Origin of the sequence: Fretibacterium fastidiosum, from assembly GCF_964642095.1 — a bacterium.
GTDB lineage: Bacteria > Synergistota > Synergistia > Synergistales > Aminobacteriaceae > Fretibacterium > Fretibacterium fastidiosum.
Map to the genome: position 1 here is coordinate 350,635 of NZ_OZ209244.1, position 20,241 is coordinate 370,875.

The 20,241-nt window shown below is 63.5% G+C and carries 18 protein-coding genes and 1 tRNA gene; 2 read left to right on the forward strand and 17 right to left on the reverse strand.

The features are described from left to right. Positions 1–299 precede the first annotated feature (299 nt). Positions 300–1,313 carry a class II fructose-bisphosphatase gene (gene glpX, locus ACK28C_RS01530; protein ID WP_015555875.1) on the forward strand — a complete coding sequence of 338 codons (1,014 nt, stop codon included), beginning with the start codon at positions 300–302 and terminating at the stop codon, positions 1,311–1,313. A 229-nt stretch (positions 1,314–1,542) separates the two neighbouring features. Here the strand turns inward: glpX and glgC are convergent, their stop codons facing one another. The 15 genes from glgC to ACK28C_RS01605 form a co-directional block, all read right to left on the reverse strand. Next, positions 1,543–2,859 (reverse strand): glucose-1-phosphate adenylyltransferase, encoded by a 1,317-nt coding sequence (gene glgC, locus ACK28C_RS01535; RefSeq protein ID WP_409152359.1) that lies wholly within the window; start codon positions 2,857–2,859, stop codon positions 1,543–1,545. 441 nt (positions 2,860–3,300) lie between these two features. Next, positions 3,301–4,764: a glycogen synthase gene (locus ACK28C_RS01540; protein ID WP_015555874.1), complete on the reverse strand. Its 1,464-nt coding sequence runs from the start codon at positions 4,762–4,764 to the stop codon at positions 3,301–3,303. A 5-nt stretch (positions 4,765–4,769) separates the two neighbouring features. Next, positions 4,770–6,515 carry an alpha-glucan family phosphorylase gene (gene glgP, locus ACK28C_RS01545; RefSeq protein ID WP_015555873.1) on the reverse strand — a complete coding sequence of 582 codons (1,746 nt, stop codon included), beginning with the start codon at positions 6,513–6,515 and terminating at the stop codon, positions 4,770–4,772. Between the two features lie 706 nt (positions 6,516–7,221). Next, positions 7,222–7,968 carry a hypothetical protein gene (locus tag ACK28C_RS01550; RefSeq protein ID WP_208872502.1) on the reverse strand — a complete coding sequence of 249 codons (747 nt, stop codon included), beginning with the start codon at positions 7,966–7,968 and terminating at the stop codon, positions 7,222–7,224. Continuing rightward, entirely contained in the window at positions 7,962–8,408 is a 447-nt protein-coding gene (locus ACK28C_RS01555) for a Panacea domain-containing protein (protein WP_243440695.1), read from the reverse strand. The genes ACK28C_RS01550 and ACK28C_RS01555 overlap by 7 nt, the downstream gene beginning before the upstream one ends. Positions 8,409–8,902: 494 nt before the next feature. Next, positions 8,903–8,978: transfer RNA gene (locus ACK28C_RS01560), tRNA-Thr, on the reverse strand. Positions 8,979–9,077: 99 nt separating this feature from the next. Next, the gene (locus ACK28C_RS01565; RefSeq protein WP_243440541.1) at positions 9,078–9,461 is read right to left on the reverse strand and encodes a D-Ala-D-Ala carboxypeptidase family metallohydrolase; all 384 of its coding nucleotides are present in this window, start codon (positions 9,459–9,461) and stop codon (positions 9,078–9,080) included. Further along, on the reverse strand, positions 9,445–9,657 hold the full coding sequence (locus tag ACK28C_RS01570; protein ID WP_243440540.1) for a YvrJ family protein: 213 nt from the start codon (positions 9,655–9,657) through the stop codon (positions 9,445–9,447). Before ACK28C_RS01570 ends, ACK28C_RS01565 begins: the two co-directional genes overlap by 17 nt. Positions 9,658–9,768: 111 nt before the next feature. Continuing rightward, on the reverse strand, positions 9,769–9,978 hold the full coding sequence (locus ACK28C_RS01575) for a DUF2922 domain-containing protein (RefSeq protein WP_208872500.1): 210 nt from the start codon (positions 9,976–9,978) through the stop codon (positions 9,769–9,771). A gap of 48 nt (positions 9,979–10,026) precedes the next feature. Next, positions 10,027–10,254 carry a DUF1659 domain-containing protein gene (locus ACK28C_RS01580; RefSeq protein WP_015555872.1) on the reverse strand — a complete coding sequence of 76 codons (228 nt, stop codon included), beginning with the start codon at positions 10,252–10,254 and terminating at the stop codon, positions 10,027–10,029. A gap of 232 nt (positions 10,255–10,486) precedes the next feature. Continuing rightward, positions 10,487–10,645, reverse strand: coding sequence for a hypothetical protein (locus tag ACK28C_RS01585; RefSeq protein ID WP_409152360.1), 159 nt, complete (start codon positions 10,643–10,645; stop codon positions 10,487–10,489). Next, positions 10,642–10,986 carry a prepilin-type N-terminal cleavage/methylation domain-containing protein gene (locus ACK28C_RS01590; protein WP_409152361.1) on the reverse strand — a complete coding sequence of 115 codons (345 nt, stop codon included), beginning with the start codon at positions 10,984–10,986 and terminating at the stop codon, positions 10,642–10,644. Before ACK28C_RS01590 ends, ACK28C_RS01585 begins: the two co-directional genes overlap by 4 nt. Positions 10,987–11,086: 100 nt before the next feature. Then, positions 11,087–12,322 carry a type II secretion system F family protein gene (locus ACK28C_RS01595; protein WP_015555870.1) on the reverse strand — a complete coding sequence of 412 codons (1,236 nt, stop codon included), beginning with the start codon at positions 12,320–12,322 and terminating at the stop codon, positions 11,087–11,089. A 64-nt stretch (positions 12,323–12,386) separates the two neighbouring features. Next, positions 12,387–13,466 (reverse strand): type IV pilus twitching motility protein PilT, encoded by a 1,080-nt coding sequence (locus ACK28C_RS01600; RefSeq protein ID WP_208872499.1) that lies wholly within the window; start codon positions 13,464–13,466, stop codon positions 12,387–12,389. 28 nt (positions 13,467–13,494) lie between these two features. After that, entirely contained in the window at positions 13,495–15,771 is a 2,277-nt protein-coding gene (locus tag ACK28C_RS01605) for a type II/IV secretion system protein (RefSeq protein ID WP_409152362.1), read from the reverse strand. A 352-nt stretch (positions 15,772–16,123) separates the two neighbouring features. On the opposite strand from ACK28C_RS01605, the gene hisS reads away from it, so the two are divergent. Next, complete coding sequence (hisS, locus tag ACK28C_RS01610) at positions 16,124–17,392, forward strand: histidine--tRNA ligase (protein WP_409152629.1); 1,269 nt, start codon at positions 16,124–16,126, stop codon at positions 17,390–17,392. Positions 17,393–17,471: 79 nt separating this feature from the next. Here hisS and ACK28C_RS01615 read toward each other — a convergent pair whose 3' ends face one another. Both ACK28C_RS01615 and ACK28C_RS01620 read right to left on the reverse strand, forming a co-directional pair. Beyond that, a complete protein-coding gene (locus ACK28C_RS01615; protein WP_015555865.1) occupies positions 17,472–18,422 on the reverse strand; it encodes a GSPII_E N-terminal domain-containing protein in 951 nt (316 codons plus the stop codon). A gap of 15 nt (positions 18,423–18,437) precedes the next feature. Further along, positions 18,438–19,832: a leucyl aminopeptidase family protein gene (locus tag ACK28C_RS01620; protein ID WP_409152363.1), complete on the reverse strand. Its 1,395-nt coding sequence runs from the start codon at positions 19,830–19,832 to the stop codon at positions 18,438–18,440. Positions 19,833–20,241 lie beyond the last annotated feature (409 nt).

Below are 20,241 nucleotides of genomic sequence, written 5' to 3' on the forward strand. Positions count from 1 at the left end.
AGGGGTTGGTTCTCACGCTTGACAACACCCCCCAGCTTCGCTACCGCTCAGCAGCCCCCCCTTGCAGGGGGGCTTTTCTTGTCCTTCCGCGAATTGGTATGAGATCACCGCGCCATCGCCGCCTCCCGGCGCTTCCCCCTGTCCGGCCTTTGGACGCGCCCGGCAGCTCCCAAAGTTCTGCTACAATAGAGGCGGGTCCTCAGGCCTCCGCCGGCAGAGCGCCCCCGGAGGCGTACCCGGACCCGTTCGCCGTATCTCCTGTGCCGTCTTTCATAAAACTTTAGGGGAGGTCGTTTTGAATGTCGCTTTTCGCTGATGACAAGAACCTGGCTCTGGAACTGGTCCGTGCCACGGAGGCCGCCGTTATGGCGAGCGGCCGCTGGTTTGGGCGCGGCAGCAAGAACGATGTGGATCGGTCTGCCGTGGAGGCCATGCGCTACATGCTGAGGGGCGTGGCCATGAAGGGGGTCGTCGTGATCGGCGAGGGGGAGAAGGACGAAGCGCCCATGCTCTTCAACGGCGAGGAGGTGGGGGCCGGCGAGGGGCCGGAGATGGACATCGCGGTGGACCCCATCGACGGGACGCGACTGCTGGCCCAGGGCCTCGGCGGCTCGATCAGCGTCGTGGCGGCCGCGGACCGCGGCAGCATGTTCAGCCCTCAGGACCTGTTCTACCTGGACAAGATCGTGACCGGCGTGGAGGCGGCGGACTGCATCGACATCCAGGCTCCCGTCCACGTGAACGTCAAGGCCGTGGCCCGCGCCAAGGGCAAGGCGGTGGAGGACATCACCGTGGTCATGCTGGACCGTCCGCGCAACGAGAAGATCCGCGACGAGGTGCGGGCGATGGGAGCGCGGTTGCGGATGATCCCGGACGGGGACGTCAGCGGCGCCCTGACCACCTGCCTGCTGGGCAACGAGACCGCGGACCTGCTGCTGGGCTCAGGGGGTTCGCCGGAGGCCGTCATCACCGCCTGTGCCGTGAAGTGCCTTGGGGGCAACATGCAGTGCCGCCCCTTCTTCCGCGACAAGAAGGACGAGGAGAAGGCGAACGCCCGCGGCCTGACCCGCGACACCGTGCTCACCCTCAACGACCTCGTGAAGAGCGACAACGTCTTCTTCGCAGCCACGGGGGCCTCGGACGGCGACCTCCTGAAGGGGGTCCACTACCAGGGCAGCCACATCCAGACCTCGTCCCTCTGCATGAGGGGCATCAGCGGCACGGTGCGCTACATCTCGGCCGTCCACTCCCCCAAGAAGCTTTCCGAGATGGGCAGCGCCATCGACTACAGCCCCAACAAGAACAACCGTTAATACCAATTTACGTCTAAAGGGAAAGAAAGGCCCCCCTGCAAGGGGGGCTGCCCCGAAGGGGCTGGGGGGTGTTGAGCCTGAGAAACAACCCCTCCGGTTCGCTGACGCGAACCACCTCCCCTTTCAGGGGAGGCATCCATATTAAACGCGAATTGGTATAAAAGACGCCCCTCGCGCCGGATAGCTTCAAAAAAAGCGGGCCCGCCTGAATGGCGGGCCCGCTTTCGTTTCACAGGCCGAGGGGATCGGTTTCGTCGTCCTGCGTCGTGTTGTCGGTGTCGTCGGTAAACCCCTTCTGATAGTAGATGCGCGGGATCCCCAGGACCACGAGGCCGGACTTCGGGTCCACGTAGTAGCTGCGGGCGTCCTCCTCCGGGTCCTCCCCTATGACCGTGTTGTCCGGGATGTTGTTGTGGGCGTCGATGATGGCGCGCTTGATGCGGCAGTTTCGCCCGATGATGACGTCGTGCCCGATGATGCTCTTTTCGATCACGCTCCCCGTCTCGATGAGGCAGTTGCGCGACAGGACGCTGTCCGTGACGGAGGAGCCCAGGATGCGGCTGCCCTCCGCCAGCATGACGCGGTTGACGGTGCAGTTGTAGCCGTCCGCGGGGTAGGAGTAGGAGGGCGGGTCGGCGAAGGAGACGGTGCGCACGGGCCACTGGGGGTTGTAGAGCGTCATCTCGGAGTCCGGGTTCAGGAGCTCCATGTGCGCCTGCCAGTAGGCCTTCAGCGTGCCGACGTCACGCCAGTAGGGCCTGTCGTCCCGCCATTCGTAGGAGTAGCGGGGGCGGGTCTTCGGCCCCGGAAGGACGTTGGTGGAGAAGTCGTAGGCGAAGACGCGCGCGCGCTGGTGGACCAGTTTGGGGAGGATGTCCCGACCGAAGTCGTGGCTGGTGGACTGCATGGAGTCCTCCACGAGGGCGTCCACCAGCACCTTGCGCTCGAAGATGTAGTTTCCCATCGAGACGTAGCAGAAGCCCGGCTTGTCCGGAATCTCCGGCGGGACGGTGGGCTTCTCCATGAACTCCAGGATCCGTCCGTTGCCGTCGGTCTTGATGCAGCCGAACTGGCTGGCCTCGTTGACGGGGACGACGTTGGCCGCCAAGGTGATGTCCGCCTGCTGGTCCAGGTGCCAGCGGAGCATCTGGCTGACGTCCATCTTGTAGATGTGGTCGGCCGCGAAGATGCACACCCGGTCCGCCCGGAACATGTTGATCAGGTGCATGTTCTGAAACACCGCGTCCGCGGTGCCCTGGAACCAGTGCTCGCCGCGCCACATCTGCGCCGGCACGAGAGTGACGAAGAAGTCGCGCCCCCGCAGCGCGCCGCCGAACTGCCAGCCCCGCTCGATGTGCTCGTTGAGGGACTGGCTCTTGAACTGAACGAGGACGTACACGGCAAAGACGCCGCTGTTGACGAGGTTTGAAAGCGCAAAATCGATGATGCGGTATTTCGCGGCAAAGTAGACCGCAGGCTTGGCCCGATACCGCGTCAGCGGCATCAGCCTCTCGCCCTTGCCTCCCGCCAGGACGATTCCAAGCACCCTTCCGTTGGATCCTCCGTACATACCCCATCTCCCCTTTCCGATTTCGTTGAAAAACCGGGGAAAACCTCTGTATTCACTGTTCATACCAATTCGCGTTTAATATGGATTGCCTCCCCTGAAAGGGGAGGTGGTTCGCGTCAGCGAACCGGAGGGGTTGTTTCTCAGGCTCAACACCCCCCAGCCCCTTCGGGGCAGTCCCCCTTGCAGGGGGGCCTTTCTTTCCCTTTAGACGCAAATTGGTATGAAAACGCGCTGCTTCACTTTCGCCTCCCCTGAAAGGGGAGGTGGTTCGCGTCAGCGAACCGGAGGGGTTGTTTCTCAGGCTCAACACCCCCCAGCCCCTTCGGGGCAGCCCCCCTTGCAGGGGGGCTTTTCTTGCCCTTTAGACGCAAATTGGTATCAGTTAAAACCCAGGCAGGCCTTCGCCTCCCCCTGCGGCTAGCAGCGGGCCGTCTCCCGGTACAGTGCCTTGTAGAGCTCCGCCGAACGGGTCCAGGTGAAGTCCCGCTTCATCGCCCGCTCGACGATGATCTGCCACGAGGGCTGGTCCCGAAAGCGCGCCACGGCCCGGCGCAGCGCCCAGAGCATCCCCTTCGCGTCGCAGGTCAGGAACGTGAACCCGTCCCCGCCCTCCGGAGAGTCCGCGTCGGTCACGGTGTCCCTCAGGCCGCCCACCTCCCGCACCACCGGGATCGTGCCGTAGCGCATGGCGATCATCTGAGAGAGCCCGCAGGGCTCGAAGACGGACGGCATCAAAAAGATGCTGCCGCCCGCATAGAGGAGGTGGGAGAGCGGCTCGTCGTACCCCTTGAAGAAGCGGATGTAGTCCGGGTGGGCAGCGGCGGCGCGCTCGAGGGCTCCCTCGATCCAGCCCTGACCGCTCCCCAGGAAGACGAACTTCGCGCCCAGCGCGGGCAGCTCGTCCAGCGCCTCCAGGATGAGGTTGAACCCCTTCTGTTCGACGAGGCGGCTGACGCAGACCACGACGGGCGCCTCCGTCTCGACGTCAAAGCCTGTCCGCCTGAGGAGCTCCCTGCGGCAGGCCTGCTTGCCCCCCAGGTCCCGCGCCGTGAACCGTGCCGGGAGCGCGCGGTCATGCTCCGGGTTCCAGTACCTCGTGTCGATGCCGTTCAGGATGCCCCGCAGCTTGCCGCGCTGCTGATAGAGGACGTCCGCCAGCTCGCGGGTGGACTCGTGGGTCTGAATCTCGCCCGCGTAGGTCGGCGAAACCGTCGTGACGGCGGTCGTCGCGACGATGCCGCCCTTCAGCAGGTTGACCCGGCCGTAGAACTCCAGGGCGGACAGGTTGAAGCTCCATGGCTCCAGCCCGGAGGCCTCCATGAAGGGGTGGGGGTCGAACACCCCCTGATACTCCACGTTGTGCAGGGTGAGGACGCTCCGCTCGCCCGCGTATCGGTAGTGGCGGTGCCACGCCAGCGCGCAGGGAAGGAAGGCCGTCGTCCAGTCGTGGCAGTGGTAGAGGTCCGGCCGCCAACCCGTGGCCCGGTGCAGCTCGAGCGCCTGCATACAGAAGACGGCGAAGGGGGAGACGGTCCAGAAGTCGAGCTGCCGGGGGTACATGTCCCCCGTGTAGTCCTCCGCGCTCAGGAAGTAGACGGTCACGCCGTCCACCTCCGCCCGGACGACCTTCGCCTCGCGCACCTGCCAGTTGTAGGCGGCGCAGGCGGGGCGGGACATTGCGGTGGTCTTGATGCCGGCGGCGGCCACCTTTTCCAGCACGCCGGGCCAGGCGGGAGTGACCACCCGAACGTCCATCCCCGCCTGACACAGGGCCTTCGGCAGCGAGCCCGCGACATCCCCAAGCCCGCCCACCTTCGAGAAGGGAGCCAGCTCCGTCGTCACAAAGAGGACCTTCACCGCCTCACCTCCGGCCCCGCTCATGGCGATCACATCCCCCGGAAGCTGATGGAGTACGCCTTCGACGCGTATTCGCGCACCACCCGATGCGTGTTGAAGAAGCTTGCGTCAAGCGCGATGGTGTGCTGCATCATGCTCACCCATCGGTCGTGGTCGTCGTAGTAGGTGGGGATGATCTTCTTCTCCAGCTTGTCGTAGAGGTCCACCGCGTCCAGCGACTCGTCGTAGCTCGCCCCCATGTCCTTCTCGTCCGGCACCGGCCCGATGGACCAGCCCGTCACGTCCTCGATCCAGCCCTCGATCCACCAGCCGTCCAGGATGGAGAAGTTCATGATGCCGTTCATGGCGCACTTCATGCCGCTCGTGCCGCTGGCCTCGCGCGGGCGGATGGGCGTGTTCAGCCACACGTCGACGCCCTGGGTCAGGAGGGAGGCGATCTCCATGTTGTAGTTGTCGATGAAGACGATGGGGATCTCGGACTCCAGCTCCCTGGCCACGCGGCGGATCTTCTGCAGCAGCGCCTTGCCGCCGTTGTCGTTGGGGTGGGACTTTCCGGCGAAGACGAACTGGACCTTGCGGTTGCCCGCCACCTTCCGGAAGCGCGCCATGTCGGAGAAGAGCAGGTCCGCCCGCTTGTAGGTCGCGGCCCGCCGGGCGAAGCCCAGCGTCAGGACGTCCGGGTCGAGCTGCACGCCGTTGGTCTCCATGATCCGCGCGAAGAGCCTCAGCTTGGACGCCTGGTGCGCTGCCCACAGGTCCTCCTTGGGGATCGTCAGGGCCTGGACGAGGCGCCCGGGGTCCTCCTCCCAGCCGGGAATGTTCTTGTTGTAGAGCTTCCTCATGCCGGAACTGATCCACGTGGCGGGGTGGATGCCGTTCGTGATCCAGTCCACCGTCTCCATCTTGAACATGGCGTTGCTGACCTCGGCGTGCTTCTTGGCCACGCCGTTGACGTAGCGGCTGTAGCGCAGGCCCAGCTCCGTCATGGAGACGCCCGGAACGTCGGGCAGCATACGGTGGAGGGTGCTCCTGGCCTCGTCGGGGAACACCTGGTCGATGAGGCTGTACTCAAAGTAGTCGTGGCCCGCGGGGACGGGGGTGTGGGTGGTGAACACCACCTGCTCCCGAATCTTGTCCGGGTCGTAGTAGCCCATCTCGCGCATCAGCTCCAGCGTGAGGAAGCCGGCGTGTCCCTCGTTCAGGTGGAACGTGTCGATGTTCTTGTAGCCCAGGTCCCGCAGGACGCGCAGTCCCCCCACGCCCAGGACGAACTCCTGACAGAGGCGATAGCGGTTGTCCCCGCCGTACAGGTACCAGGACAGCTTGCGGTCGTCCGGGTGGTTGGGCTCAAAGTCCGTATCGAGGAAGTAGACGGGCAGCGGGTATCCGCTCTCACCGATGATCTCGTAGACCCACACGCCGACCTGAATCTCGCGCCCCTGAAGCCGGATCGAGATGCGGTTGGGGAGCAGCGTCAGCTCCTGCGCGGGGTCCCAGACGGCGGGCTTCTCCTGCTGCCAGTCGTCGGCGTTGAAGCCCTGGACGAAGTAGCCCTTGCGGTAGAGGAGCGTCACGCCCGCCATGGGGACCCCAAGGTCCGCAGCGCTCTTCAGGATGTCCCCCGCCAGGACGCCCAAGCCGCCCGAATAGGTGGGGATGGACTCCCTCAGGCCCACCTCCATGGAAAAATACGCGATGGGCCTGAACGCGGGGTCGTTCTCCATCAACGTCCTCAGGGAACTGCCGAGGTCACTGCGGTGCAGTCTTTGAATCATCGTCTTGAAACTCCTTTCAACAACCGACCGACGGCGGGCTTCCCGCCCGGACCGCCGCGGTGGGGTTCACGTCGCCGCCTTCAGCGCCGCTGCCGGAAGGGCAGCGATATCGCCGGCGTGACGGCCTGAGGCCTGACGGAGGCACCTTCAAAAGTTAGGCGTCAGCACTGCATTGATATTGATTGTGCTTAAATTATCTCACAAATTTTCTTTTTGTGCGCGTTCGTTTGGGGAGAGATGAAGGAGTTGCCTTGCCTCCCCTGCAAGGGGAGGTGGTTCGCGTCAGCGAACCGGAGGGGTTGTTTCTCAGGCTCAACACCCCCCAGCCCCTTCGGGGCAGCCCCCCTTGCAGGGGGGCCTTTCTTGCCCTTTAGACGCAAATTGGTATGATTGCCTTGTGGAGGCGTTGGCGGGGAATGTCAGACAGGCGCGTCTTATGAAAAACACTCGCCGCCCCTACCCCCCACTTCGGGGAGCCTTCCGGCTGCCATTCGCTACCGCTCACGGGCCGTCAGTCCCCCACTTCGGGGAGCCTTCCGGCTGCCATTCGCTACCGCTCACGGGCCGTCAGTCCCCCACTTCGGGGAGCCTTCCGGCTGCCGTTCGCTGCCGCTCACGGGCCGTCAGTCCCAGCCCCTGAGGGGCAGCCTCCCTTGCATAAGCAGACTGCCAGATTTCTCTATAAACGCGAATTGGTATGAGTTCCTCAATGGCAGGAAAGGAAAAAAGACGCAGCTAAAACAACGTCAACAACACCAACGTACACCCACCCTACACGAATACTTTTCCCTGTAAGTTGCCCGATAAAATACATCAACATAAACAATATATTGGCTAACACAAATCCACATGGGGGAACAACCGCAACAAGGGGTTTTAAAGAAACGGTATTGATGCTGGATAAAGCACTTGATAGATAATTGCTCCCTGTAGAAAAGGCAATAACCACAGCAGCAAAAATAGCGAGAATCGCGACAAAATCCACCTGAAGCCTGGAAAAGCGATCCTCGGCTCCCTTGGCGCGCTCCTCGACTTCTTTGGATAACGCATCGATTTTATTGAGCCGATCCTCCATAGAGGTCAGTCTACCTGCTTTGCCAAATAAAAACTCCCATCTGGATATTTCAAGCCAAAGGTGATCGTAAAGTTTAACAATTTTTTTCTGAAACGGGTTTTCTCGGTCGTTACAAACAAATTTCCTGATAGAGCTGAGATTCTCTCGAAAGGTTTCAATGTCTTTCCCCTCCGTTTTTTCAAAAATTTCTTTGAGAACCTCATCAAAAAACAACGAGTATTGATGACGGAAATCATCGTCATAAATGGAGCTCAAACGTACAATGTATGCAAGAAGTGGTTTTGAGTTCTCTTCCAACATCCCCACTGAGGGAGATGCCAACTCTAACAGGACTTTATGCAGATATTCCTGCTTTTTTCCACGTTTTTCCTCTAACACGACACACCCTCGCATTCTTTATCCACAATCAGCTCAAAATCAATAACACGATCCCTTCCTTCTCCGCCTTGATATACAGAATCCCACGCTCCACCTTTACGATGGGATTTGTTTACCAATTCATACGCCGTCCATCCTTTAAAACTCGCCAAACAAGTATTAAGGGTTTTTGTGTCGAGCCCTGACAAACTTACAGGCCGATACCGAAAAACAGGCTCAGCTCCATAGGCACAAAAGTCATAATATGCACTGAGAACAACTGGGCCCAAAGGCCATGCCACAAAGCTCTCATCAAAAAGATAAGCACCCTTCTTTTTTTGGTAATAGTCAATCCATGAAAAATAAAGCAACTTCTGCAGCTGTAAATTGCTGACAGGGGCATCAGCGTTGATGAAATAATTGACAATATACTGCGCAATGCTTTTAGCATCGGATACCATCACGCATCAACCTCCTCTTTGCTGTATTCGGTCTTATGATACCAAACTTGGGGTTCATTGTCTTCGGTAATCATCTATGGTTTTTAAGGACTACAAGACTCGAGTGCCAGGACAGGGGGCCGAGGCACAGGGCGAGGAGGAGGAGCCTTATCCCCCACAAAAGATCGTTAAGCTGGGGCGGTGGCTCGAAGGGCCGGAGGGGTTTGCCTTGCCTCCCCTGCAAGGGGAGGTGGTTCGCGTCAGCGAACCGGAGGGGTTGTTTCTCAGGCTCAACACCCCCCAGCCCCCTTGCAGGGGGGCCTTTCTTTCCCTTTAGACGCAAATTGGTATGATTGCCTTGTGGAGGCGTCGGCGGGGAATGTCAGACAGGCGCGTCTTATGAAAAACACTCGCCGCACCCACATCCTCCTCCATTCAACTCATCCAACTCTGGCCCCATCATAACAAAACGAGGATCGCACCTCATGGGTACGATCCTCACTCTCCTTCAATCATGGAGCCGGCGAACAGACTCGAACTGTTGACCTGCGCATTACGAGTGCGCTGCTCTACCAACTGAGCTACGCCGGCCTTACAAGGGTTTATTTTATCAGGCCATGGCCATTTTGGCAATAGCAAACTCAACGTTGCCTCATTCAAACGCGGTCGCCGGGGGCTGCCCGCGGCGCCTCAGGACGCCACCCCCACCTCCCCTCCCGACCACAGCCGCGCGGCCTCCCGCCGCGGGACCCCGACGTGAACGAATGTCCCGTAGAAACGCAGCTCCCAGCCCGGCAGGCTGCCCAGCCTCCGCACGAGGCAGCTGAAGTCCTCCATCGAGCCCTCCGCGGGCCGGACGTCCGCGGCGCAGCCGATCAGGTGACGGGAGTTGGACACCCCGCCAACCTCCGCGTTGTGCCGCCCACAGCGAAAGCCGCTGTTCACGACGACGGGGCCACCCCACGCCCTCCGCAGTCCCTCCAGCCACAGCACCAGGAGGGCCGCGGGCCGTCCCGTGCCGCAGCAGGGACACCGAAATTCATCGATCCGGAAAAACTCAGGACCGCACTTCACCACGGGCCTCCGCAACAAAATTTTGCAGGTCCCCGATCCCCGGCGACAGCCTGCACGTCTGGCAGTGGCGCAACAGGACGATGGCCTCCCGCAGGGCCCGCAGCTCCCGCTCCATCCGAAGCAGCAGAAACGCGGCGACCACCACGGAAAAACCGCCCTGAAGTGCCGCGCCGACGAACGCCTCCAAACGATCCATCAAGTCCTCCTCTCGACTTTTCCCCGCATCGCGGGGTTAAAAAAGACCGGGGCGTCCCCCGGTCCGTCATTTCAGATGCGCATCCTTCCACCTCACGGCCGCTCTGCGCCGCTACAGGCTCACCGGGGTGCTGCTGACGGTCACGAACTCCGCGCCCACGATGGCCACAGGCTCCGGCGAGTAGATGGCCTTGTTCGCGATCATCCCCTCCATGAGGGCCTTCACCGCCGATGCCTCCGCGTCGGGCTTCGCGTGGTTGAGGGTGCTGGAAATGCTCCGGGCATCGGCATCCTTGAACTTCAACTTCAGGCTGACAGACAAACGATCACCTCCCTTCTCTCACCAATTGACAACGATCGGGTCCCCTTCCTACTGCCTCTCCAGGGTTCGGACCTCGGTCCGCTCCACCCGCGTCACGGGATGGGCCAGAACAGGGGCCACGAGCTCCGCCACGTTCACGATCGCCTCAGGGTCCGCCCCGCCGCGGATGCCCGCAAGGGAACAGCTCTTCACCATCGTGCTGCCCGTCTTCGGATTCTTACCCGCGTTGAGCTTCAGGGCCACCGTGCTCCGCCTCAGCGTGCTGCTCACCGGCATACTCTCACCTCCTCTCCTGTGGATTTCACCACGTCACCCCCTTTCGTAAATATAAGTATATAACATATTCTATTATTGTCAAGGGGTGATTCGCAATAAATTTGGGGACGACCTCAAAGGCCGTCCCCATCGGGACATTTTCGGCTGCCCCCTCCAACAGGCCTCCCCTTAGGGGAGGCAGGACAAAAAGACGGCCCCCGAAGGGGCCGTCCCATGTGCCGTGCCTTTTGGACTAGCGGGCCACCATCCACACAACCTTGTGGGTGGTATTGATCGACGGGGTCGTGTTCGCAGGAGCACTCGTAGCATCCGTGGTGCTGATAAGGGCCAGGGTATCCTTCTTGCCCTCCAGCTTCTTCATGACCTCGTCCATCGTGCTGCTCATCTTCAACTTTTCCAGGTCAACGCCCACAAACCAGTTCTTGTTCGTATTGGACTTGAACAGATAACCCTTACCGTCCGCAAATCTCTCGGATTGTCCGTATAGCCCTTCAGAGCATCGACGGTCACCGTACCAGGAAGAAGGCCGTTCACGGCAGCGATCGCATCCATGCTGTCCGCATAGAACATCATCGTTGCAGCTTTCAGGCTGCGAAGGTTGCTGACGATGTTGGACGCCTCGGCAGAAGCCGTCGCGGAACCGCTGGAGAGCAGCATGGCCGCCGCAAGGATACCGATAATGACGATGACGATCAGGAGCTCGACGAGAGTGAAACCTTTGCGCATTTTCATGATAAATTCCTCCTTAAATTTTTGTCCCACCCACTGTGGAACTTAATGATGAAATTATAAAGCTTTCAGGACTATAATCAATAGGTCTAAAGGCTCATATTTACATCTGAGACATGGCCGCCGTGATGGGGCCGAAGATGGCCAAGGCGATCACCGCCACGAGCCCACCCACGAACATGATCATTATCGGTTCCATCAGGGAGGTCATGGCCTTGATCTGCTCGTCCAGCTCCTGGTCGTACCACCTGGCCACGCGCTCCAGCATGTCGTCCAGGTGGCCCGTCTCCTCGCCGATGCGCATCATCTGGCACACCAGGATGGGGAACACCTTCGCCCGCTTCGCGGCGTCCCCCAGGTGGACGCCCTGCTTGGCGGAGGCCTGGAGGTCCGCAAAGCCCTGCCGGATCACCTCGTTGCCCGCAGCGTTTTCTGCCATCTCGAGGCCCCTCAGGATGGGGACCCCTGCGGTGACCAGGGCCGCCAGCGTCTGGGTGGCCCGGGCCATGCCGGACTTGAACACCAGGCTCTTGATGACCGGCAGCTTCAGCTTCACCCGATCCATCATGGGCTTCGTGGCCTTGCTCCTCAGGAGGAAGCCCAGCACCCCGACGACGGCCAGCGTCCAGATCACGATGCTCAGCCAGTTTTCGGTGCAGTACTCGCCCAGGCTGAAGAGCATCTCGGTCAGCGCGGGGAGCTCGATGTTCATCCCCCTGAAGACCTGCTGGAACTTCGGCAGGATGAAGGCGATGAACACCACCACCACGGCCACGGCGAAGAAGATGACGAAGCTGGGGTAGAACATGGCGGAACGGATCTTGCTCTTCAGCGCCGCCTGCTTCTCCAAGAGCCCCGCCACGCGCTCCAGCGAGTTGTCCAGGAGACCCCCCTCCTCGCCCGCCTGGACGAGGGAGATCATCATGTTGTTGAAGACCGACGGGTGCGCCCTCATGGCCTGGCTCATGGGGATGCCGCGGTCCAGCCGCCCCTTCACGTCGAGCAGCACGTCCTTGAAGACCATGCTCCGCTCCTGCTCCGCGATGATGTCGATGGCCATGGAGAGGGTCAGGCCCGCCTGGACCATCGTCGCCATCTGGCGAAAGAACACCATCTTCGCCTTGGCGGGCACCGCGCCGATGCGCTGCAGCTTCTCGAAGAACGACAGCCCGGCTCCGCTGCTCCCCACCTCCCGGCCTCCCGCCGTCGCGGCGTTCATGGAGAGCACCAAAAGCCCCTTCTCCCGCAGGGCCTGAAGCGCAAGTCCCTGGCTCTCCGCCTCCAGCTGCCCCTCCTGGATGTTGCCGTCCGAGGCGCGCACGCGATACTTGAAATTCATCGTTTACCTCCCAAAGTCTTCAGAAAGGCCTGCCGGGGCCCGATGGGCCAGGTTTGCAGGGGCCTCACAACGTTCCCTGCGACAGGATGCGCTGGAGCTCCTTGGGGTCGTAGGCGTAGGCCATCGCGGCGTCGCGGCTCAGGATGCCTTCGCCCACCAGGTCCGCCAGGCACTGCTCCATCGTGTGCATACCCGTGGCGGCCCCCGTCTGGATCGCCGTCCGGATCTGGCTCGTCTTGCCCTCGCGGATGCAGTTGCGGATGCCGGGGTTCGCGATGAGGAGCTCCGTGGAGCAGACGCGGCCGCTGCTCCCCCTGGGGATCAGCTGCTGGGAGCAGATGCCCACCAGGACCGACGCCAGCTGGATGCGGATCTGCGCCTGCTGGTGCGGGGGAAAGACGTCGATCAGGCGGTCCACGGACTGGGAGGCGTCCTGGGTGTGCAGCGTGCCCAGCACGAGGTGTCCCGTCTCCGCGGCGGTGATGGCCGCCTGGATCGTCTCGAGGTCACGCAGCTCTCCGATGAGGATCACGTCGGGGTCCTGGCGCAGGACGTGCTTTAGGGCCTCGGCGAAGCTGGAGGTGTCGGAGCCCACCTCCCGCTGGTGGACCACGCAGTTCTGCGGCCGATGGACGTACTCGATGGGGTCCTCGATCGTGACGATGTGGTCGGATCGCGTTCGGTTGATCTCGTCCACCAGGGCGGCCAGCGTGGTGCTCTTTCCGTGTCCCGTCGGCCCCGTCACCAGGAACAGCCCCCGGCGCCGGTGGGCGACCTCCTCCAGCTCCCGCGGCAACTCCAGCTCCCGGAGCGTCCGAATCCTCATGGGGATCAGCCGGAACGCCGCAGCGATGCCCCGCATATCGCGGTAGCAGTTGCCTCGGAAACGCGCCTCCATGCCGTTCCCCACGTGGGAAAAGCTGAAGTCCAGCTCGTGGGTCTCCATGAACTTCTTGTACTGTTCGGGCGAGATGACCTCCAGGAGGGCGCGCTCCACCTCCTCGAAGGTCATGGGCGCCGTGCCCCCCACGGGGTTCAGAATGCCGTCAACACGAATCGCGGGCGCAATGCCGACCCCCAGATGAAGGTCGCTCGCGTCCTTCTCTATGACCAGATCCAGCAGGGATCTCAAGGTTATTTCCACTAGATACCGCCTCCTGAGGCAACAGCCTTTATAGCGTGCTGGTCAAGACCTCTTCCAGCGAGGTGAACCCGGCCAGCGCGGCGTTGATGCCGGACTGGCGCAGCGTCTTCATGCCCTTCTCGATGGCCGCATTGCGGAGGTCCAGGTTGCTGGCCCCCTCCAGGACCATGCGGCGAAGGTCGTCGTCCAACACCATGATCTCATAGATACCGCGCCGCCCCTTGTAGCCGTTGCGGCACTCGTTGCACCCCCGTGCCCTGAACGCACGGGTCCCCACCGGAACGCGCAGCTCCTCGCACGTCTTGGGCGCCAGCTCGTACTCCTCGCGGCACAGGGGGCACAGCCGGCGCACCAGGCGCTGGGCGATGACCCCCGACAGCGACGCGGAGACCAGGAACGCCGCCACCCCCATGTCCACCATACGGGTGGCGGCGCTGGGGGCGTCGTTGGTGTGCAGCGTCGAGAGCACGAAGTGTCCCGTCAGCGCCGCACGGATGGCGATCTGCGCCGTCTTCTGGTCGCGAATCTCTCCCACCATGACCTTGTCGGGGTCCTGGCGCAGGATGGACCGGAGGGCGGACTCGAAGGTCAGCCCCGCCTTCTCGTTGACGAAAACCTGGTTGATGCCGGCGACGGAGAACTCCACGGGGTCCTCCACCGTGATGATGTTGACGTCCGGCTGGTTGATCCTCTGGAGCATGGAGTAGAGCGTCGTGGACTTTCCGCTTCCCGTGGGGCCCGTCACCAGCATGATGCCCCAGGGCATCTCGCAGAACATCTGAATCTTCTCCATGTCGTCCGGCTCCAGGCCCAGGCGGTCCAACCCCACGTTGGAGCTCTCCTGATCCAGGATACGAAGGACGGCCTTCTCCCCGTTCATCGTCGGCAGGATGCTGGCGCGAAGGTCGATGCGCCGCCCGTCGACGCGGATGAGGATGCGGCCGTCCTGGGGCTTGCGCCTCTCCGCGATGTCCATGCCGCTCATGATCTTGATGCGGGACGCCACAGAGGGGTGCAGGGACACGGGGTACTCGAAGGCGGTGTAGAGCTGCCCGTCGACGCGGAACCTGACGCGGGCGCTCTTCTCGTAGGCCTCCACGTGGATGTCCGACGCCCCCTCGCGCACCGCCTGCTGAAGCAGGTTGCCGACCAGCTGGATGACGGGGGCGTCCTCCGTGCTCGCCGTCACGTCCAGCTCCTTGTTGATCTCGGTGTCCGGGTCGATCTCGACGATGGCCTCCTCCAGGTTGTTCTGGAGGTTGTAGAGGCGATCCAGGTTCTTGGCGATCTCCTCGTGGGTGGAGATGCCGATCTTGAGGTTGCGGCCCGTCAGCATGCGGATCTCGTCCTGGGCCAGGAGGTCCAGGGGGTTCGACATGGTGATGAGGAGGAGACCATCGTCAACGATGGTCAGGGGTATCAGGCTCAGGCGCTCCGCCACGGCGCGGGGCACCATCTTGATGGCCTCCGGCATCGGGTGGTAGCGCGTCAGCGAGAAGAGCGGCAGGCGCAGCTGGGTGGACAGGGCCTCCGCCAGGCGCGTGTCCGAGATGATCCCTTCGGAGATGAATATCTCCCCCAGCCTCTTTCCTGTAGTTTTCTGCAGCTGCAGCGCCTGGGCCAGCTGCTCCTTCGTGATGGCCCCGGCCTGGATCAGGACGTCGCCCAACCGGGGCTGCTTCATCTGGAGTGCCGCGACGCTCGGCACGATGGCGGAGTTCATGCTCTGCCCCACCTCAGGTTCTCCCTGCGGCGCAGGGCCGACGCCCTGCTGGCCTGGGATCGGCCCCAGGGGAGCCTGTACGCCGCCCAGGGGCACCCCGACAGCCGGGCCCCGCTGCATCCCGGGCACCGCCGCAGCGCCGGGCATCCTGCCCTCCATCAGGGCCTCGCGAATCTCCTGCGCCGGCGCCAGGGCAAAGCGCAGAGGGATAGGCAGCTTCGTCCTCAGCATGTCCTGGGTGGCGACGTCCAGAGGGTCCGCGATCGCGATCAGGAGGACGGAGCCCCGCTCCTGGAACTCCAGGGGGAAGACGTTGAACTTCTCCATCAGCTCCCGCGGGCACTCGTTCTGGGCGGCGATATTCGCCATGTAGTCCGACACCTTCACCACGGGCAGCATGAACTGCAGGCCCAAAGCTTCCGTCAGCTGCCGGTCCGTCAGGAACCCCAGCTCGACCAGGATCGCGCCGATGCGCTTCTGAGGATTTTTCGCCTGCTCCTCCAGCGCGCGCTGCAGGGCTTCCGGCGCCACCCTGCGCGACCGCAGCAGTATCTCACCAATTTTCTTCCGAGTTGCCCCCATTGCGACGCTCCTTCTGTATCACCGTTCAAACACGCCCGACCGGCGCCCTCCGCCAGGGGACGTTACGCAAAATGTTTCAGCGTCCAACGTCATCCGCACACAGCAGAAGACGGCAAAAGCACCCGACGTTTCACCTCCTTTTATTCTATCACGAATCGACGTGCATTCCGCACAACCTGCCCGCATCGACTCCCGTCAGGATTATCGGCACTCCGGACGGCCCGGAACAGGGGGCTCGTCCACGCCCCTTCGGGATGAAAAAAGGCGCGCCGTGAGGTATACTCTCAAGGACGCCATGCGCCGCGCCCGCAGATTCGGAGGGCGCGCGGGCGAGATCGCTGCCGAACGGGAGATGAACGCTATGGAGATCAAAGCGCCGCGGGGAGTACGGGACATCCTGCCCGAGGAATCGTGGAAGTGGGCTTACGTCGTGAACACGGCGGCCAGGACGATGGCCGATTTTGGATTTTCCGAGGTGCATCTGCCCCTCTTCGAGCAGACGGAGCTCTTCGCCCGTGGCGTCGGGGACACCACGGATATCGTGGAGAAGGAGATGTACACCTTCACCGACCGCGGCGGCAGGAGCCTCACCCTGCGCCCGGAGGGCACGGCCAGCATGGTGAGGGCCGCGGTGGAGAACGGGCTGTGCGCCCAGGGCACTGCGGCGAAGCTGTGGTGCTGGGGCCCCATGTTCCGGTACGAACGGCCCCAGAAGGGGCGTTACCGCCAGTTCTATCAGATCGACGCCGAGTACCTGGGGGTGGCGGGCCCCATGGCCGACGTGGAGACCATCGACCTCTCCGCGGAACTCTTCCGCCGTCTGGGCATGAAGAACCTGGAGGTCGTCATCAACTCCGTGGGGTGCCCCAGGTGCCGCCCCGTCTACCGGGAGGCCCTGCTCCAGCACTTCCAGGCCCGGCGGGGCGAGCTGTGCGAAACGTGCCTCGAGCGCATGGACCGGAACCCCCTGCGGATACTGGACTGCAAGGAGCCGGGGTGCGGCACCGTGGCCGACGCGGCCCCCGCCATCTACGAGTCGCTGTGCGACGAGTGTCGCAGCCACTTCGAGGAGGTCCGATCGGGCCTCGAACGCCTGAGCTTCCGCTACCGCCTGGACAAGCGGCTGGTGCGGGGCCTGGACTACTACACGAAGACGGCCTACGAGATCCTCTCGGGGGACCTGGGGGCTCAGAACGCCGTGTGCGGCGGCGGGCGCTACGACAACCTCTCCGAGGCCATCGGCGGCCCCCGCCTGCCCGGCGTCGGCTTCGCCTGCGGCCTCGACCGCATCGTCCTGGTGATGGAGCAGCAGGGCTGCACCTTCGGGCGCAGACCGCAGGCCAGGGCCTACGTGGCGGCGCTTGACGGCGCTTCGCGGGGGGCGGCCCAGGTCCTGGCCCACGAGCTGCGGCGCGCGGGCGTCGCAGCGGAACAGGACACGGCGGACCGAAGCTTCAAGGCGCAGATGAAGAACGCCGGCGCCTCCGGCGCGCGCTGGGCCTGCATCCTGGGGCCGGAGGAGCTGGCGAAGGGTTGCGCGGCGGTCAGGGACCTGGAGGAGGGCAGTCAGACGGAGGTGCCCCTGGCTCAGGTGCCCGATTACATCCAGAACCACGAATAAACCTCCGGGGAACCGGGGGCGTCGACACGACGAGGGGGAGAGGACGCGCGTCCTCTCCCCCTCGCCTCCTGTCCTGCCTCTAGCGGTTGTAGAAGCGGGGCAGGTTCTGATAGATCGACTCCTGGGTGGCGACCCCGATCCGGATCCCGCCGCTCACCATCATCTGCACCTCGTCCTGAGCCAGGATGTCCAGCGGGTCGGCCATGGCGATCAAGAGCCGTCCGTCCGCCTCGATCCTCAGGGGCAGCAGGTTCAGCCGTGCGGCGATGTTCCGGGGCACCAGCCGGATCGCCTCGGGCTCCGGTTCCTCCTCCGCCAGGGAAAGCAGGGGCAGCTTGAGCTGCTCCGACAGCGCCTCCGCCAGGCGGCTGCTCGTGATGATGCCCTCCGAGAGCAGGATCTCGCCCAGCCTCTTTCGCGCCCTCTCCTGGATCACGAGCACCATGCTCAGCTGCTGCTGCGTGATGACCCCCGCCCGCAGCAGCATCTCCCCCAGCAGGGGGTGTTTGGCCCTCAGCGTTTTGATGCTCAGGGGGGTTGCAGCGCCGAAAGACGCGGGGGCCGGGGCGGGCGCAGGGGGAGGGGGAGGCGGATCGGACACGGCCTCCCTCAGCGCCTCCAGGATATCCTCTTCCGGGGCCAGGGCAAAGCGGATCGGGAAGGATATCTTCGCCCGCAGGATGTTCCGGGTCACGACGTCCAGGGGGTCCGAGATCGCCACCAGGAGGACGGTGCCGTGCTCCTGAAACTCGAGAGGAAAGGCCTTCAAGCTCTCCATGAGCTCCCGCGGGACCGCGTGACGCGCGGCGACGTCCCCGTAGTTCGCCACCTTCACCACCGGCAGCATGAATTGACGCCCAAGGGCGCTGGTCAGCGCCTGACTCGTGGTCCCGCCCCTCTCGATGAGGATCGCGCCGAGGCGCTTCCCAGGACTCCTGGCCTGATCCTCCAGAGCGAGCCTCAGCTCCTCCGGCGACACCAGCTTCATCTGCAGCAGAATCTCGCCAAGTTTCCTTCGCTTAACCTCCATCGCTCAGATATCCCCTCACGCCCCCTGTCGGGCCTCCGCCGCGGCGACGTCGCGCAGGTACTCGACGACCGTCGTCAGGGAATAGGCCGAAGCGCCCTTCGCGTAGACGCCGAACTCCCGGTCGTACCACCCCGTCGCGCCGATATCGAGGTGCGCCCAGGGCACCTCCGGCTTCACGAACTCTCGAAGGAACATGCCGCCCGCGATGGGGCCGCCGCCGTCGGGAGAGTAGGGGCGAAGGTCGGCAAAGGTCCCCCTCAGCCCCCCGCACAGGCGCTCGTCGTCCATCGTGAAGCGATGGAAGCGCTCCCCCGCCCGACCCGCTGCCCGCAGCAGCGCCGCGGACAGGTCGTCGTCGTCGCTCACCAGGGCCGCCGTGTACTTCCCCAGGGCGTCCCTGACCGATCCGGTCAGCGTCGCGACGTCGATCAGGGCGTCCGGTTCGAGGCGCGAGGCGAACGTCAGCACGTCCGCCAGCACGAGGCGCCCCTCGCAGTCGGTGTCCTGCACCTCCACCGTCTTTCCGCTCATGGTCCGGACGACGTCGCCGGGCCGACAGGCCGCCCCGTCCGGCATGTTCTCCACCAGAGCCGCTATGCCGTGGACCTCGATCGGCAGCCCGAGCTCCGCCGCGGCCTGCAGGACGCCCATCATGACGCAGGCGCCGCTCTTGTCGTACTTCATGCACTGCATCTCGTCCGGCCCCTTGACGCAGAGGCCGCCGCTGTCGAAGGTCACTCCCTTGCCCACGACGGCGACGCGCCGAACGGGGAGCCCCCCCGGCCGGTACACCATGTGGATGAGCCGCGGCGGGTTGGCCGAACCCCGGCCGACGGCCATCAGGCCGTTCATCCCAAAGCCCGATATCTCCCACTCGTCATAGAACTCGCAGGACAGCGTGGCCCGTCCCGCAAGGCGGCGGGCCACGCTCACAAAGGCCTCCGGGGTCAGGACGTTGGGCGGCTCGTTGGCGAGGCTGCGGGCGAAGATCAGGGCCGTGCCCACGACGCGCCCCCGTTCCAGCCCCGCCTCGTCCCCTCCGATCAGCGCAAAGGAGGCCAGTTTCGCCCGCGCCGCACCCTGCGTCCTGTACTTGGTGAAGGCGCAGGCGCCGGCAAGGGCACCCTCCGCAGCGGCCTCGCTGGCCTGGGGGGACAGGGCGTCCACGCCCTCCACCTCAAGCGCAAGGCAGGACAGGTCCGAGTCCAGCGCGAACCGGACGAACTCCGCCGTCAGGGTGCGCAGGCCCGCGTCGTCAAAAGCCTCCCTGGGGCCGCCGTTCACCGTGTAGCGAAGACGCTCTCCATCGCCCACCGCCGCGACGATCTTTCCCCTCCGGTCCGCCGCGCCGAACGCGATGCGCCCGACGGCCTGCACCTCGTCCGTCATCCTGTTCAGGAGCTTCGTCATCCTTAAGAAACGCCTCCTCGCGATCCGCTTCTTCGCCGGGGTTAGCCCCCGCACCGCATCGACCGACCGCTGTCCAAAAATCGTCCGTAAAATACGCCTGCTGTGCAATTCGGCGTATCCTTTGCCTTTATATATCGTATAGGAATCAGTGGGGTTGTCAAGATACTTAAGGCGTTCATCCTTCGTCTCATAAGACTCAGGGCCTCAAGCACAGGGGCCCAGGGCCCCGCAGGGCATGGGCAGCATGAAGGGGATCCGACGAAAAAGAACCTGCGGAACCGGCCCTGCCCTTTTTCCGCATAACAGCGCATGGCGCGGAGGGCGTTTTGCGCTTAAATGTTTCGTGGCAGCAACGCCGCGCCGGCGCCGCCACCCTGCAGCGCACCCGTCGCGCCTCTTCGCCTTTATC

What these genes read in the sequence shown, in the direction of transcription:
- ACK28C_RS01590 (WP_409152361.1), bottom strand. Translation starts at nt 10,986, where the DNA reads ATGAAAATGCGCAAAGGTTTCACTCTCGTCGAGCTCCTGATCGTCATC.
- ACK28C_RS01605 (WP_409152362.1), bottom strand. Translation starts at nt 15,771, where the DNA reads ATGGGGGCAACTCGGAAGAAAATTGGTGAGATACTGCTGCGGTCGCGC.
- ACK28C_RS01555 (WP_243440695.1), bottom strand. Translation starts at nt 8,408, where the DNA reads ATGGTATCCGATGCTAAAAGCATTGCGCAGTATATTGTCAATTATTTC.
- ACK28C_RS01570 (WP_243440540.1), bottom strand. Translation starts at nt 9,657, where the DNA reads ATGGATCGTTTGGAGGCGTTCGTCGGCGCGGCACTTCAGGGCGGTTTT.
- ACK28C_RS01615 (WP_015555865.1), bottom strand. Translation starts at nt 18,422, where the DNA reads ATGGAGGTTAAGCGAAGGAAACTTGGCGAGATTCTGCTGCAGATGAAG.
- glgP (WP_015555873.1), bottom strand. Translation starts at nt 6,515, where the DNA reads ATGATTCAAAGACTGCACCGCAGTGACCTCGGCAGTTCCCTGAGGACG.
- hisS (WP_409152629.1), top strand. Translation starts at nt 16,124, where the DNA reads ATGAACGCTATGGAGATCAAAGCGCCGCGGGGAGTACGGGACATCCTG.
- glpX (WP_015555875.1), top strand. Translation starts at nt 300, where the DNA reads ATGTCGCTTTTCGCTGATGACAAGAACCTGGCTCTGGAACTGGTCCGT.
- ACK28C_RS01580 (WP_015555872.1), bottom strand. Translation starts at nt 10,254, where the DNA reads ATGCCGGTGAGCAGCACGCTGAGGCGGAGCACGGTGGCCCTGAAGCTC.
- ACK28C_RS01540 (WP_015555874.1), bottom strand. Translation starts at nt 4,764, where the DNA reads ATGAGCGGGGCCGGAGGTGAGGCGGTGAAGGTCCTCTTTGTGACGACG.
- ACK28C_RS01620 (WP_409152363.1), bottom strand. Translation starts at nt 19,832, where the DNA reads ATGACGAAGCTCCTGAACAGGATGACGGACGAGGTGCAGGCCGTCGGG.
- ACK28C_RS01595 (WP_015555870.1), bottom strand. Translation starts at nt 12,322, where the DNA reads ATGAATTTCAAGTATCGCGTGCGCGCCTCGGACGGCAACATCCAGGAG.